Raw genomic sequence first — 12999 nt, forward strand, 5'->3', positions numbered from 1 at the left:
AGGATCAGCACCACCACTGTGACCACATAGGGCAGGATTTTATAGAGCTCATCCGGGACAAAGGACAGGTGGAGCCGCTGGTAGAGGATCATCAGGGCGCCGAACAGGACCGAACCCCAGATGGCGTTGAGGGGCCGCCACAGGCAGAAGATCACCAGCGCCACCGCCAGCCAGCCTTCGCCGGAGAGGGCCTCGTGATTCCACACACAGCTGGCAATGGTCATAATGTACACCATACCTCCGATGGCGGAGATTCCCCCGCCCACCACAGTGGCCACGTATTTGTACCGGGTGACGTGGATGCCGGCGGCATCGGCGGTGGCGGGGGACTCTCCCACCGCCCGCAGGCTCAGGCCGGAGCGGGTCTTGCTGAGGAACCAGTACATGGCCGCCGCCAGCAGCACCCCCAGGTAGAAGAAGATGCTGTGTCCGAAGAGGAGGGGACCCACCACCGGCAGCTCCTGCAGTCCGGCGGGAAAGGGGGAGTTGAGAAATACCGCCTTCAGATTGTTGCTGACGGCCACATAGCCCCCGGAAGTCTCCCGCATATACTGGCCGATGAACTGGCCCGCGCCGGTGCCGAAAATGGCCAGGGCCAGACCGGTGACGTTCTGGTTGGCCCGGAGGGTGACGGTGAGGAAGGAGTAGATCAGCGCCCCCAGCGCCCCGCCCAGGAAGGAGAACAGCAGGGACAGGCACACCGCCAGCACCCCCACGGTGCCGCCGGCAGCTTCGTAGTAGAAGGCGGCGCCCAGGCCGATGGCTCCGCCCATGAACATCATGCCCTCCACGCCCAGGTTCAGGTTGCCCGCCTTTTCCGACAGGATCTCACCCAGGGTACCGAAAAGCAGCGGCACACCGTTGAGCACAGCCGCCATAATGAGGAGCAGCACCGCGTTTTGATTGATCATTGCACAGCTCCCTCCCTGTGGCCGCCCCGGAGAATCAGGCGGTAATTGATGAAGAATTCGCAGCCCAGCATACAGAACAGGAAGATGCCGGTGATGATGTCGGAGATGGAGGCGGGGACATACAGCTGGGTCTCCAGGGTGCTGGCCCCCTTCTCCAGTACCGCCAGCAGCATGGAGATGGCCACCATGGCAAAGGGGTTGAGCTGGGCCAGCCAGGCCACGGTGATGGCGGTAAAGCCTACCCCGGCGGCCACCCCGGCATGGAGGGTGTTGTCCGCGCCGGAGGAGACAATAAAGCCCACCAGGCCGGCGATGGCGCCGGAGAGGAACATGGTGCGCATGATGATCCAGCCCACATTCATCCCGGCATACCGGGCGGTGTTCTCGCTGCCGCCGATGACGGCGATCTCATAGCCCTGCTTGGTGAACTTCATGTAGAGGAACATCACCACCATGAGGATGAGCACGATGATCCATCCGCAGTGGACCCCCAGCACCTTGGGCAGCACGGCCGCCGAGTCAAACTGGGGAATGATCTGGGATCCGGGCCGTCCCTCCCAGGGGCCGCCCTGGAGCCACTTCACCACGCCGATCATGATGTAGTTCATCATCAGGGTAAACAGGGTCTCATTAGTCCCCCAGCGGGCCTTGAAAAAGGCGGGGATCAGCGCCCATAGGCCGCCGCAGACGGCTCCCGCCGCCGCCATTACCAGCAGCAGGGGAACCTGGGGCAGCCTGTCCGCCCAGAACAGGGCGAAGTAGCTGGCTCCAACGGCGCCGGCGGTGATCTGTCCCTCGGCGCCGATGTTCCAAAACCGCATCTTGAAGCAGGGGGCGATGGCCAAAGCGGTCCCCAGCAGGGGGATGGCGATGCGCACCGTCTGGCGGATGGCAGTATTCTTGCCCAGGGCGCCGGTAATCATGGTGCCGAAGGCCCCCAGGGGGTTGTGGCCCATCACCAGGAAGATGACGGCGCTGATCAGGATGGCCGCCAAAAAGGAGCTGGCCCGGATGGCCCACACCTGGCCCCTGGCCATGGCGTCCCGCTTGGCCAGACGGATCAGCGGGGTATGGTGCTCACTCATGCCGGCTCTCCTCCTCTCCTCCGCCTACGCGGGTCATCATCAGGCCCAGCTGCTCCTTGGTGGCGGCCGGTCCGTCCACCACACCGGAGACCCGGCCGCCGCACAGCACCAAAATCCGGTCGCACAGCTCCAGCAGCACGTCCAGGTCCTCCCCCACCAGCAGCACCGCCACGCCCTTCAGCTTCTGCTCGTTGAGCAGGCGGTAAATGGTGTAGGAGGAGTTGATATCCAAACCCCGAACCGGGTAGGCGGTCATGAGCACCGTGGGGGTGGAGGCGATCTCCCGGCCCACCAGCACCTTCTGCACATTGCCGCCGGACATCCGGCGCACCGGTACGGAGATGCCCGGGGTGACGATCTCCAGCTCCTGAACCAGCCGCTGGGCCAGTTCCCTGGGGGGCTTGCGGTCCACAAAGGGGCCGGGAGCATCCTTGTAGGTCTTGAGCATCATGTTGTCCACCATGCCCATGCTCCCCACCAGGCCCATGCCCAGCCGGTCCTCCGGGACGAAGGCCAGGGACACTCCCACCTTCCGGATCTGGCCGGGGGTCTTGCCCACCAACTCCTCCCCCGCCTTGTCCACCGGCACGTGGCGGCCGGCGATGTCGCTTTTGGGGTGGGGCGGATAATAGAAGATGTGGCCGGACTCCGCCTTTTGCAGGCCGGCAACGGCCTCCAGCAGCTCCTTCTGACCGGAGCCGGAAATACCGGCGATACCCAGGATCTCCCCGCCGAAAGCCTGGAAGGACACGTCCTTCAGCACCGGCAGACCCTCGCCGCTGCGGCAGTTGAGGCCCTTTACCTCCAGGCGCAAATCCCTGTATTTGGCCTGGGGCCGGTCAATATTCAGGGTAATGGCGTGGCCCACCATCATCTCGGTGAGCTTCTGGGGGTTGGTGTCGGCGGTATTCACCGTGCCGACATACTTGCCCTTGCGGAGCACCGCCACCTTGTCGGAGATGGCCATCACCTCGTGGAGCTTATGGGTGATAATGACGATGGCCTTGCCGTCGGCCTTCATGGTGCGGAGAATCCCGAAGAGCCGCTCGGTCTCCTGGGGGGTGAGCACAGCGGTGGGTTCGTCCAGAATGAGCACCTCGGCCCCGCGGTAGAGCACCTTTACAATCTCCACCGTCTGCTTTTCCGACACCGACATATCGTATACCTTTTTATTGGGATCAATGCCGAAGCCGTATTTGTCGCTGATGGCCTGTACCTGGGCGGCCACCGTCCGCCGGTCATGCCCCTTTCCCTTCAGACCCAGGGCGATGTTCTCCGCGGCGGTAAAGACCTCCACCAGCTTGTAGTGCTGGTGAATCATGCCGATACCGTGGGCGTAGGCGTCCCCGGGGGAGCGGATGGACACCGGCTTCCCCTCCGCCAGAATCTCCCCCTCGTCGGGGAGATAGATGCCGGAGAGCATGTTCATCAGGGTGGTCTTGCCGCTGCCGTTCTCCCCCAGCAGGGAGAGAATCTCCCCCCGGTCAATGGTCAGGTCAATGTTGTCGTTGGCCACCACCTTGGTGCCGAAGCGTTTGGTGATGTGCCGCAGCTCAATGGCATGGACAGTTTCCAAGGCTGTCATCCTTCCTGTGATATGACGTAGGTCAGGTTCCTGAATGAAGCAAAGAGGAAAAAGAGGGCTGCCGGGGCAGCCCTCTTTTCTGGTGAGACAGCGGGATTAGCCGAAGGCGGAGTTGAGCCACTCGATGCCGTCAATCTCCACGGTGAAGTAGGGCGCGGACTGGAAGTAGGACTCGTGGAAGGCGCCGTCAAACACCGCCTCCTCGGAGTCGGCCACAAAGTCGCCGTCGGTATCCAGGGCCAGGCAGCTGGTGAGCTCGGCGCCGTCCACGGTGAAGGTGGAGGTGTCGAACACCTGCAGCTCGCCGGAGCGGATCTGCTCCTCCACCTCGGCCAGCTTCTCAGCGGTACCCTCGGCGGCAATGGCCTCGTTCAGCGGGGTCATAACCACGGCGCCCTCGTCCATGCCGTGGCACCAGTCCTGATCAAAGCTCTCCCCGTTGGCCACAGCCTCGATGGCGTACTCAAAGTACACGGACCAGTCGATGCGGGTGCCGATGAGGGAGGCATCCTCCGCCACGGGGATCATGTCGTTGTTGTAGCCGGTGTGGAACACGCCGGCGTTCTGGGCGGCGGTGGCGGGAGTGGTGTTGTCGGAGTGCTGGGAGATCATGATGCACCCGGCATCGCACAGGGCCTGGGCGGCGTTGCCCTCCAGGGTGGCGTCGGACCAGGAGCCTACGAACTGCACCTTCATGGTGACGGAGGGACACACGCTCTTGGCGCCCAGGTAGTAGGCGGTAAAGCCGGAGATCACCTCGGCGAAGGAGTAGGCGCCCACGTAGCCGATCACGGCCTGGTCGGCGGTAATCTCCCCGTTGTCAATCATCTCCTGCATCTTCATGCCGGCCACGATGCCCGCCAGGTAGCGGCCCTCGTAGATGTTGGCGAAGGCGTTGTGGGTGTTCTCCAGATCGTCGGTCCAGCTGGCCTGGTTGGTGCAGGAGATGAACTCAATCTCGGGATAGTCAGGGGCCACCTTCAGCATGAAGGGCTCAAAGCCGAAGGAGTTGTTGATGATAAGCTGGCAGCCGGCCTCGGCCAGCTCGATGTTGGCCTCCTCGCAGGAGGAGTCCTCTCCGATGTTCCACTTCACAACCCAGTCCACGTTGATGCCCTTTTCGGCCAGGGCCTCGGTAACGGCCTCCTTGCCGCGGATGAAGTTGTAGGTGTAGCCCTGGTCATTCTCGTCACCGATGCAGATCAGACCCACCTTCACGGTCTTGGTCTCGCCGCCGGTCTCCTCGGTACCGGCAGGGGTGTTCCCGCCGGCGGGAGTCTGGCTGGAGCCCTGGTCATTGTTGCCGCAGGCGGCCAGGCCAAACACCATGGCGCCCGCCAGAAGCATTGCAAGCAGTCTCTTCTTCATGTCAGTTCCTCCTTATATCACACTGGTTCAGTAAGGTCCCTCTATTCCAAACGGCTGCCTGCGGCAAAGGGGGAAAGCGCTCTCCCCCCGCTTCCAGCGGGCGTCACACATCATCCGCTCATCACGAAGGGACGCACCCTCCGCCTGCGGCAGCCGGTCTTGCCTTGTCACTCTGGTGCGGGCGGCTCTCAGTCACAAAAGGCCACGCCGTCCTCCACACTCATGTTCTTGATTTTTGCCAGAGATTCCACCCGGACACCCATGCCCCGGATCAGCTCTCCGCCGGGCTGGAAAGCCTTCTCCACCGCGATACCGGCCCCCACCAGGGTGGCGCCCGCGTCCTGCACCAGCTTGATCAGGCCCTGGAGGGCGGAGCCGTTGGCCAGAAAGTCGTCAATAATGAGCACCCGGTCCTCCGGCCGGAGAAATTCCTTGGACACAATGATATCATACACCTTCCCGTGGGTAAAGGACTCCACCTTGGAGGTATACACGTCCCCGGCGATGTTCTTGGTCTTGTTCTTCTTGGCAAAGATCACCGGACAATCAAAAAACTGCGCAGCCACACACGCGATCCCGATCCCCGATGCCTCGATGGTCAGAATCTTGGTCACTCCGCAGTCTCCAAACAAACGCAGAAACTCCCTGCCCATATCCTGAAACAGTTTGACATCCATCTGATGGTTCAGAAAGCTGTCCACCTTCAGCACGCCGCCTTCGCGGATCTTACCATCGGTTCGGATGCGCTCCTCCAGCTGCTTCATAGCCCCTACTCCTCCAACCCAATTTACTTATTTTCATTTTAGCCCAAGGGGGAAGTCTCCCGCAACAACTATATTCTATCAAAAACCAGACGGTTCGTCACCTGTTTTTAGAAATTTTGTGGAAAACGCAGGGGGGTTGGTAGATTTCGCCGGTCTGTACCCCCGCCCCGCCTTTCCCGTTGTACTTTGGCGGGGAATTTGGTACAATGCTGTTGGATTGTTCCCGGTCCTTTTTTGATAAAGGAGGTTTTTCTATGCGCAAGCGAATTTGCAGCGGGCTGCTGGCCCTCCTGCTGGTGCTCTCCGCCGCCCCCCTCTCCGCCCAAGCCGCCTTTGCCGACGCCCAGGGCCACTGGGCTCAGGAGGTGGTGGACAAGGCGGCAGACTACGGGCTGATTCAGGGCTATCCCGACGGCACCTTCGGCATGGGGGACTGGATTACCCGCAGCCAGTTCGTCACCGTCCTGTGCCGCATGTTCGGCTGGGAGACGGTATCCCCCCAAAGCCCTTCCTACATCGACTGCGCCCCCTCCGCCTGGTACTACTCCGCCGTGGAGACCGCCCGGCTTCACAATGTAATGAACCCCTCCGGCGCCTTCCGGCCGGAGGATTACATCAGCCGGGGGGAAATGGCGGTGATGCTGGTGCGCGCCCTGGGATACGACACCCTGGCCCAGGACCTCACCGATCTGACCCTCCCCTTTGACGATGTGACGCAGGACGTGGGGTACATAGCCATCGCCTACGATATCGGCATGATCAAGGGAGTGGACGGTCCGGACGGCTCCCTGAAGTTCCTGCCCACCCATTCCGCCAGGCGGGAGGAGGCGGCGGCCATGCTGGTGCGGGTGTACGAGCGGTACATCTCCAAAACCGACTGGCTCCACGGCTTTTACGCCTTCTCCTCCTACGCCCAGATCAATCTGGCCGCCGGTATGGACGCCGTCAGCCTGGGCTGGGCCAGGCTGGAGTACGGGGAGAGCGGCCCTGTCCTCAACTCCACCTCCGCCAACGGCAACGAGTGGGTGCGCCCCACCGATGTCACCCCCGCCATCTCCTATTTCGAGAGCCAGCAGCTGCCTTACAACCTGAACGTCTACGCCTCCGCCGCCGACAGCCTCACTCTGGCCGACGGCACCACCACCTCCACCGTGGGGGCGGCGGTCTCCACCCCGGAGGCCCGCGCCCAGACCGTCGCCGCCCTGACGGCGGCGGCGGCGGACTACGCCGGCCTGACCATAGACTTTGAGGGGCTGAGCGGAGATGCCATAAAATCAAATTATGTTGCCTTTATGGGGGAGCTGCGGGCCGCCCTTCCGGCGGAGAAGTCCCTGTACGTCTGCGTCCAGTCCGACACCTGGTACACCGGCTACGACTACCGGGGGCTGGGGGCGGTGTGCGACAAGGTGATCCTCATGGCCCACGACTACCAGTGGACCTCGGTCCCCGACTCCTATGTGGGGACGGCCAACACCAACTCCCCCGTCACCCCCTTTGCCAGTGTGTACGAGGCTCTGCGGGATCTTACCGATCCGGACACCGGGGTGGAGGACGTGGGCAAGCTGGCTCTGGCCATCTCTTTCGGTACCGCCGGTTTCCACGTGGATGAGGAGGGCCGGCTACTGGAGACCACCATCTACCACCCGTCTGTTGCCACCCTCACCGCCCGGCTGAGCCAGCCGGACACGGTGGTAACCTACTCCGACAGGTACCGCAATCCCTGCGCCCTTTACACCAATGAGGACGGCGAGTGGTACAAGGTGTGGTATGAGAACGAGCAGAGCGTACTGGACAAGCTCCAGCTGGCCCGGCTCTTCGGCGTTACCGGGGTGTCTCTGTGGCGGATGGGCAGCATCCCCGCATCCCCGGGCTACGACGTGTGGAGCGCGGTACAGAGTACCCGTTGAGGAGGAAAACGCGATGAAACCTGTTTCCAGGGAACTGGTCCAAGAGTTTATCCTGATGACCCTGGGTACCGCCTTGGTGTCCCTGGGGGTCTATTTCTTCAAGTTTCCCAACAACTTCTCCATGGGCGGCGTGTCCGGCCTGGCGGTGCTGCTGGGCAAGCTGCTTCCCCAGCTCTCCCCGTCCACCTTCAACACCATCATCAACCTGCTGTTTCTGCTGCTGGGCTTTTTGCTGCTGGACAAAAACTTCGGGTTTCGCACGGTGTACTGCTCCATCCTCTACGCTGCCCTGGTGCAGCTGTTTGAGCTGCTCTGGCCTCTGACCGCCCCCCTGACCGACCAGCTGATGCTGGAGCTGCTCTTCGCCGTCATCCTCCCCGCCATTGGCTCGGCCATTCTGTTCAATGTGGGCGCCTCCTCCGGCGGCACCGACATCGCCGCCATGATTTTGAAAAAGTACTCCGGTATGGATGTGGGCCGGGCGCTGCTCATCTCCGACGTGGCCATCGCCGCCGCCGCCCTGGTGGTGTTCAACGTTCAGGCCGGCCTGTGCTCCCTGCTGGGCCTGGCCCTCAAGTCGGCGCTGGTGGACTCTGCCATTGAGTCCTTCAACCGCCGCAAGGCCTTTTTCATCATCACCTCCCACCCGGAGGCGGTGTGCGACTATGTCACCCACACCCTGGAGCGTGGGGCCACCCTGTGGCAGGCCCAGGGGGCCTACACCCACGAGACCCATCACGTGGTGCTCACCGTTCTCTCCCGGGGTCAGGCGGTGATGCTCCGCCGCCAGCTCAAGGCCGTGGACCCCCAAGCCTTCCTCATTGTGGCCAACTCCAGCGAAATTTTCGGCAAGGGCTTTCTGCGGGCCTGACTTCGGCTGGGATTTCCCTGGAAAATATTTCCCAATCGACGCCATTCCCTCTCCTTCGCGGCAAAATATGGTAATATATGGTTACCGAATGTGATTTGCCGCGGAGGAGGGGCTTCTTATGCCGTTGTTACGCCGAAAAGGATTGTATGAGAGCAATCGGGTGCTCTATTTGCCTGTGGCCGCCATTGCGCCCAACCCGGACCAGCCCCGGCGCCACTTTTCCCGGGAAGGGCTGGAGGAGCTGGCGGCCAGCATCGGGGAGCACGGAGTGCTCCAACCCCTGTCGGTGCGCCGGGGCAGCCTGGGGTACGAGCTGGTCTCCGGAGAGCGGCGGCTGCGGGCCGCCCGGATGGCGGGGCTGACCGAGGTCCCCTGTATTGTGGTGAGCGTGGACAGCCAGGGCTCCTCTCTGCTGGCCCTGGTGGAGAATCTCCAGCGCCGGGACCTGGACTTTGTGGAGGAGGCCTCCGCCCTGGCCCGGCTGATGGAGACCTACCACCTGTCCCAGGAGGAGACCGCCCGGCAGATCGGCAAGTCCCAGTCGGCGGTGGCCAACAAGCTGCGGCTGCTGAAGCTGCCGCCGGAGGCCCTGGCCCTGCTGCGGGAGAGGGGATGTACCGAGCGCCATGCCCGGGCGCTGCTCCGGCTGGAGGGACCCCAGGCCCAACTGGAGGCCGCCCGGTACGTCACCCAACAGGGGCTGACGGTGGCCCGCACCGAGCAGTATGTGGAGGACCTGCTCCGCCAGCGGGACAAGCCCCGGAAAAAGCCCACCTTTGTTATCAAGGACGTGCGGCTGTTTCTCAACACCGTCAGTCGGGGGCTGTCCCTGATGAAAAGCGCCGGGGTAAACGCCGACTGCCAGCGAAAGGAGACGGAGGAGGCCATTCTCCTCACCATTACCATTCCCAAGGGATAGGCTGGGGTCCGGCTGTGTGTTTCACGTGAAACACCCGTATGCCCCGCCATAGAGAAAAAGCACAAGAACCTTGTTTCACGTGGAACAAGGTTCTTGTGCTTTTTCGGTTGAATTAGCGGAATGGAGACGATATAATAGAAAAGTACGCTGGTGACAGAAGAAAAAGGCAGGTGTCCTATGGCAAAAACCATTGCGATTGTGAATCAGAAGGGCGGCGTGGGAAAGACTACCACCTGTGTAAACCTGGCCGCCGCCCTGAAAAAGCTGGAACAGCGGGTGCTGGTGTGCGACTTTGATCCCCAGGCCAACACCACCTCCGGTCTGGGGGTGGACAAGACCATCGCCCCCAATGTATATGATGTGCTGCTCAACGGCTCGGAGACTGCCAAAGCCATTGTCTCCACCCCCTACGGCGACGTGATTCCCTCCAACAAGGCCCTCACCGGGGCCACCGTGGAGATGATCGGTCTGGAGCGGCGGGAATACCGGCTGAAAGACGCCCTGTCCCTGGTGCGCTCCGACTACGACTACATCCTCATCGACTGCCCCCCTTCCCTGGAGCTGCTTACCCTCAACGCCCTGTGCGCCGCGGACACGGTGCTGGTGCCGGTGCAGTGTGAATACTACGCCCTGGAGGGGCTGAGCGACTTGCTGTCCACCATCCGCATTGTCAAGCGCTCCCTCAATCCAGCCATCACCCTGGAAGGAGTGGTGCTCACCATGTATGACGGGCGAACCAACCTGTCCATGCAGGTGGCGGAGGAGGTCAAGCGCCACTTCCCCGGCCAGGTGTACGCCACGGTGATTCCCCGGAACGTACGCCTGTCCGAGGCCCCCAGCTACGGTAAGCCGGTGACCGCCTACGACCCCCTCTCCCGGGGCGCCGAGGCCTATGCCGCCCTGGCCGCCGAAGTGCTGGAACACAATCAATACGCCGTAACCCGCATGGAAAGGAGCGAATGACATGGCATTGGAACGCGGCCTGGGCCGGGGCCTGGGCGCTCTGCTGGGGGATGCCGCCCTCCAGTCCCAGGAGGGCGGATCGCTCTCCCTGCCCATCTCTCAGGTGGAGCCGGGTGTGAAGCAGCCCAGAAAGCGGTTTGAGGAGGGGACCCTCCAGGACCTGGCCGACTCCATCCGCACCCACGGCATCATCCAGCCCCTGACGGTGCGGCGGCTGGCCTCCGGCTACTACCAGATCATCGCCGGGGAGCGCCGGTGGCGGGCGGCCAAGCTGGCGGGACTCACCGAGGTGCCGGCGGTCATCATTGAGGCCGATGACCGGAAGGTAATGGAGCTGGGCCTGATTGAAAACCTCCAGCGGGAGGACCTGAATCCCATGGAAGAGGCCAACGGCTACAAGGTGCTCACCGAGGAGTACGGTCTCACCCAGGAGGAAGTGGCTCAGCGGGTGGGCAAATCCCGCCCGGCGGTGGCCAACGCCCTGCGACTGCTGACCCTGCCCGACCCGGTATGCCAGCTGCTGGAGGAGGGCAAGCTGACCGCCGGCCACGCCCGCGCCATCCTGGCGGTGAGCAGCGGCGGGCTGCAAATGCAGCTGGCCCGAAAGGTGGTGGCAGAGGGACTCAGCGTCCGCCAGACCGAGGCCCTGGCCAAGCGGCTGGCCCGGGGCGCACAGGAGCCGCCCCCCTCCCCCGCCCCGGCAGGTCCCGACCTGTCCATCTACTTTCGGGAGGCGGAGAAATCCCTGGCCGCCCGGTTTGGCCGGAAGGTCCACATCGTCAACGGCAAAAAGAAGGGTAAAATCGAGCTGGAGTACTACAACCCCGACGACTTGAACGCCCTGCTGGAGCTGCTGGAACAGCTGCCCAGCCGCGGAAAGGGGGGTGAGGCGCTGTGAGCAGCCGCACACCCCGTGGAGAGCGGGAGAGCTTGCAGCACGCCGCGGAGCACGAGCGGCCGGTCAAGCGCAACCCGGTGCTCTTCTACCTGATGATTTTGTTTGCCGCCGCCTTCCTGCTGCTGCTGCTCTCCTTCTTCATGCAGCACCGGTCCAATCAGGAGGCCATCGACAACCTTCAGGAGACCTCCAACTCCGCGGTGGAATCCCTGGAGAACAAGCTAAAGGAGAACGACACGCTGAAGGAACAGGTGGCCCAGCTGGAGGAGGAAAACCAGGCCCTTGCCCAGCAGGTGGAGGAGCAGGCCGCCCAGAGCGAACAGACCCAGGGGGAGCTCACCGCCATTCTCCAGGCTCTGTCCGATCTGAACACCCTTCGGAGCCTGTACAACCAGGGCCGGTACAGTGACGCCCGGGATTTCCTGGCCAACCAGCCCCTGACCCAGAACCAGACCTACCAGATTGAAGAGACCCTCTCTCTCTACTGCACCCAGTACGCCGACCCGGCGGAGCTGGAGATCTACAACCCCCTGGAGGCCTGGCAGCAGCTGGTGTCCTGGCTGGGATAGAACTTTGTGTTTCACGTGAAACAAACATTGATTGAGGTGAAGCAGCCATGTTGGATATTCGCTTTGTCCGGGAGAATCCCGAACTGGTCAAAGAAAACATCAAAAAGAAATTCCAGGAGGAAAAGCTTCCTCTGGTAGACGAGGTCATCGCCCTGGACGGGGAAAACCGGAGGACCATCCAGGAGGCCCAGGACCTTCGCACCGCCCGCAACGCCAAGAGCAAGCAGGTGGGCATGCTCATGGGCCAGGCCAAAAAGGACCCCTCCAAACTGGAGGAGGCGGAAGCCCTGAAGGCTGAGGTGAAGGCCGACGCCGACCGGCTGGCCTACCTGGAGGGCCGGGAGGTGGAGCTGGCTCAGCAGATCCGCCGCATCATGCTCCAGATTCCCAACATCATCGATCCCTCGGTCCCCATCGGTCCCGACGACTCCCACAACGTGGAGGTGCAGCGGTTTGGGGAACCGGTAGTCCCCGCGTTTGAGATCCCCTACCACACCCAGATCATGGAGGCCTTTGACGGCATCGACATGGACTCCGCCGGCCGGGTGTCCGGCTCCGGCTTCTATTACCTGATGGGGGACATGGCCCGCCTCCACGAGGCGGTGCTGGCCTACGCCCGGGACTTTATGATGGACAAGGGCTTTACCTTCTGTATTCCCCCCTTTATGATCCACGGCAACGTGGTGGAGGGCGTCATGTCCCAAACCGAGATGGACGCCATGATGTACAAGATCGAGGGAGAGGATCTCTACCTCATCGGCACCAGCGAGCACTCCATGATCGGTAAATTCATCGACCAGATCATCCCCGAGGACAAGCTGCCCCAGACCCTCACCTCCTACTCCCCCTGCTTCCGCAAGGAGAAGGGCGCTCACGGCATCGAGGAGCGGGGGGTCTACCGCATCCACCAGTTTGAAAAGCAGGAGATGGTGGTGGTGTGCAGGCCGGAGGACTCCATGAAGTGGTACGAGCAGATGTGGCGCTACTCCGTGGAGCTGTTCCGGTCCATGGACATCCCCGTGCGGCAGCTGGAATGCTGCTCCGGCGATTTGGCCGATCTGAAGGTGAAGTCCTGCGACATCGAGGCCTGGTCCCCCCGGCAGCAGAAATACTTCGAGGTGTGCTCCTGCTCCAACCTGGGGGACGCCCAGGCCCGCCG

At 62.6% G+C, this 12999-nt stretch carries 12 protein-coding genes; 7 read left to right on the forward strand and 5 right to left on the reverse strand.

Annotated elements, in window-relative coordinates:
* The 5 genes from Q0J74_RS07470 to Q0J74_RS07490 form a co-directional block, all read right to left on the reverse strand.
* Positions 1–911: ABC transporter permease (locus Q0J74_RS07470; protein WP_297212834.1), on the reverse strand; the 911-nt coding region annotated here is incomplete at its 3' end.
* The gene (locus tag Q0J74_RS07475) at positions 908–1996 is read right to left on the reverse strand and encodes an ABC transporter permease (protein WP_297212836.1); all 1089 of its coding nucleotides are present in this window, start codon (positions 1994–1996) and stop codon (positions 908–910) included. The genes Q0J74_RS07470 and Q0J74_RS07475, both read right to left, overlap by 4 nt.
* On the reverse strand, positions 1989–3572 hold the full coding sequence (locus Q0J74_RS07480; protein ID WP_297212838.1) for an ABC transporter ATP-binding protein: 1584 nt from the start codon (positions 3570–3572) through the stop codon (positions 1989–1991). Before Q0J74_RS07480 ends, Q0J74_RS07475 begins: the two co-directional genes overlap by 8 nt.
* A gap of 105 nt (positions 3573–3677) precedes the next feature.
* Positions 3678–4949, reverse strand: a complete 1272-nt coding sequence (locus Q0J74_RS07485) for a BMP family ABC transporter substrate-binding protein (RefSeq protein ID WP_297212840.1) — start codon at positions 4947–4949, stop codon at positions 3678–3680.
* Between the two features lie 188 nt (positions 4950–5137).
* Positions 5138–5713: a xanthine phosphoribosyltransferase gene (locus Q0J74_RS07490; RefSeq protein WP_297212842.1), complete on the reverse strand. Its 576-nt coding sequence runs from the start codon at positions 5711–5713 to the stop codon at positions 5138–5140.
* Between the two features lie 254 nt (positions 5714–5967).
* On the opposite strand from Q0J74_RS07490, the gene Q0J74_RS07495 reads away from it, so the two are divergent.
* The 7 genes from Q0J74_RS07495 to serS all read left to right on the forward strand — a co-directional run.
* Positions 5968–7620, forward strand: a complete 1653-nt coding sequence (locus Q0J74_RS07495; protein ID WP_297212844.1) for an S-layer homology domain-containing protein — start codon at positions 5968–5970, stop codon at positions 7618–7620.
* A gap of 13 nt (positions 7621–7633) precedes the next feature.
* Positions 7634–8491 carry a YitT family protein gene (locus Q0J74_RS07500; protein WP_297212846.1) on the forward strand — a complete coding sequence of 286 codons (858 nt, stop codon included), beginning with the start codon at positions 7634–7636 and terminating at the stop codon, positions 8489–8491.
* 118 nt (positions 8492–8609) lie between these two features.
* A complete protein-coding gene (locus tag Q0J74_RS07505; RefSeq protein ID WP_297212848.1) occupies positions 8610–9410 on the forward strand; it encodes a ParB/RepB/Spo0J family partition protein in 801 nt (266 codons plus the stop codon).
* Between the two features lie 177 nt (positions 9411–9587).
* Complete coding sequence (locus tag Q0J74_RS07510; RefSeq protein WP_297212850.1) at positions 9588–10373, forward strand: ParA family protein; 786 nt, start codon at positions 9588–9590, stop codon at positions 10371–10373.
* A 1-nt stretch (position 10374) separates the two neighbouring features.
* Positions 10375–11271 carry a ParB/RepB/Spo0J family partition protein gene (locus Q0J74_RS07515; protein ID WP_297212853.1) on the forward strand — a complete coding sequence of 299 codons (897 nt, stop codon included), beginning with the start codon at positions 10375–10377 and terminating at the stop codon, positions 11269–11271.
* Positions 11268–11840 carry a hypothetical protein gene (locus Q0J74_RS07520; protein WP_297212855.1) on the forward strand — a complete coding sequence of 191 codons (573 nt, stop codon included), beginning with the start codon at positions 11268–11270 and terminating at the stop codon, positions 11838–11840. Before Q0J74_RS07515 ends, Q0J74_RS07520 begins: the two co-directional genes overlap by 4 nt.
* Before the next feature lie 47 nt (positions 11841–11887).
* On the forward strand, positions 11888–12999 hold a 1112-nt coding region (gene serS, locus Q0J74_RS07525), incomplete at its 3' end, for a serine--tRNA ligase (protein ID WP_297212857.1).

Origin of the sequence: uncultured Flavonifractor sp. (assembly GCF_944387675.1) — a bacterium.
Taxonomy (GTDB): Bacteria; Bacillota; Clostridia; order Oscillospirales; family Oscillospiraceae; genus Flavonifractor.

What these genes read in the sequence shown, in the direction of transcription:
- Q0J74_RS07475 (WP_297212836.1), bottom strand. Translation starts at nt 1,996, where the DNA reads ATGAGTGAGCACCATACCCCGCTGATCCGTCTGGCCAAGCGGGACGCC.
- Q0J74_RS07485 (WP_297212840.1), bottom strand. Translation starts at nt 4,949, where the DNA reads ATGAAGAAGAGACTGCTTGCAATGCTTCTGGCGGGCGCCATGGTGTTT.
- Q0J74_RS07490 (WP_297212842.1), bottom strand. Translation starts at nt 5,713, where the DNA reads ATGAAGCAGCTGGAGGAGCGCATCCGAACCGATGGTAAGATCCGCGAA.
- Q0J74_RS07495 (WP_297212844.1), top strand. Translation starts at nt 5,968, where the DNA reads ATGCGCAAGCGAATTTGCAGCGGGCTGCTGGCCCTCCTGCTGGTGCTC.
- Q0J74_RS07500 (WP_297212846.1), top strand. Translation starts at nt 7,634, where the DNA reads ATGAAACCTGTTTCCAGGGAACTGGTCCAAGAGTTTATCCTGATGACC.
- Q0J74_RS07505 (WP_297212848.1), top strand. Translation starts at nt 8,610, where the DNA reads ATGCCGTTGTTACGCCGAAAAGGATTGTATGAGAGCAATCGGGTGCTC.
- Q0J74_RS07510 (WP_297212850.1), top strand. Translation starts at nt 9,588, where the DNA reads ATGGCAAAAACCATTGCGATTGTGAATCAGAAGGGCGGCGTGGGAAAG.
- Q0J74_RS07515 (WP_297212853.1), top strand. Translation starts at nt 10,375, where the DNA reads ATGGCATTGGAACGCGGCCTGGGCCGGGGCCTGGGCGCTCTGCTGGGG.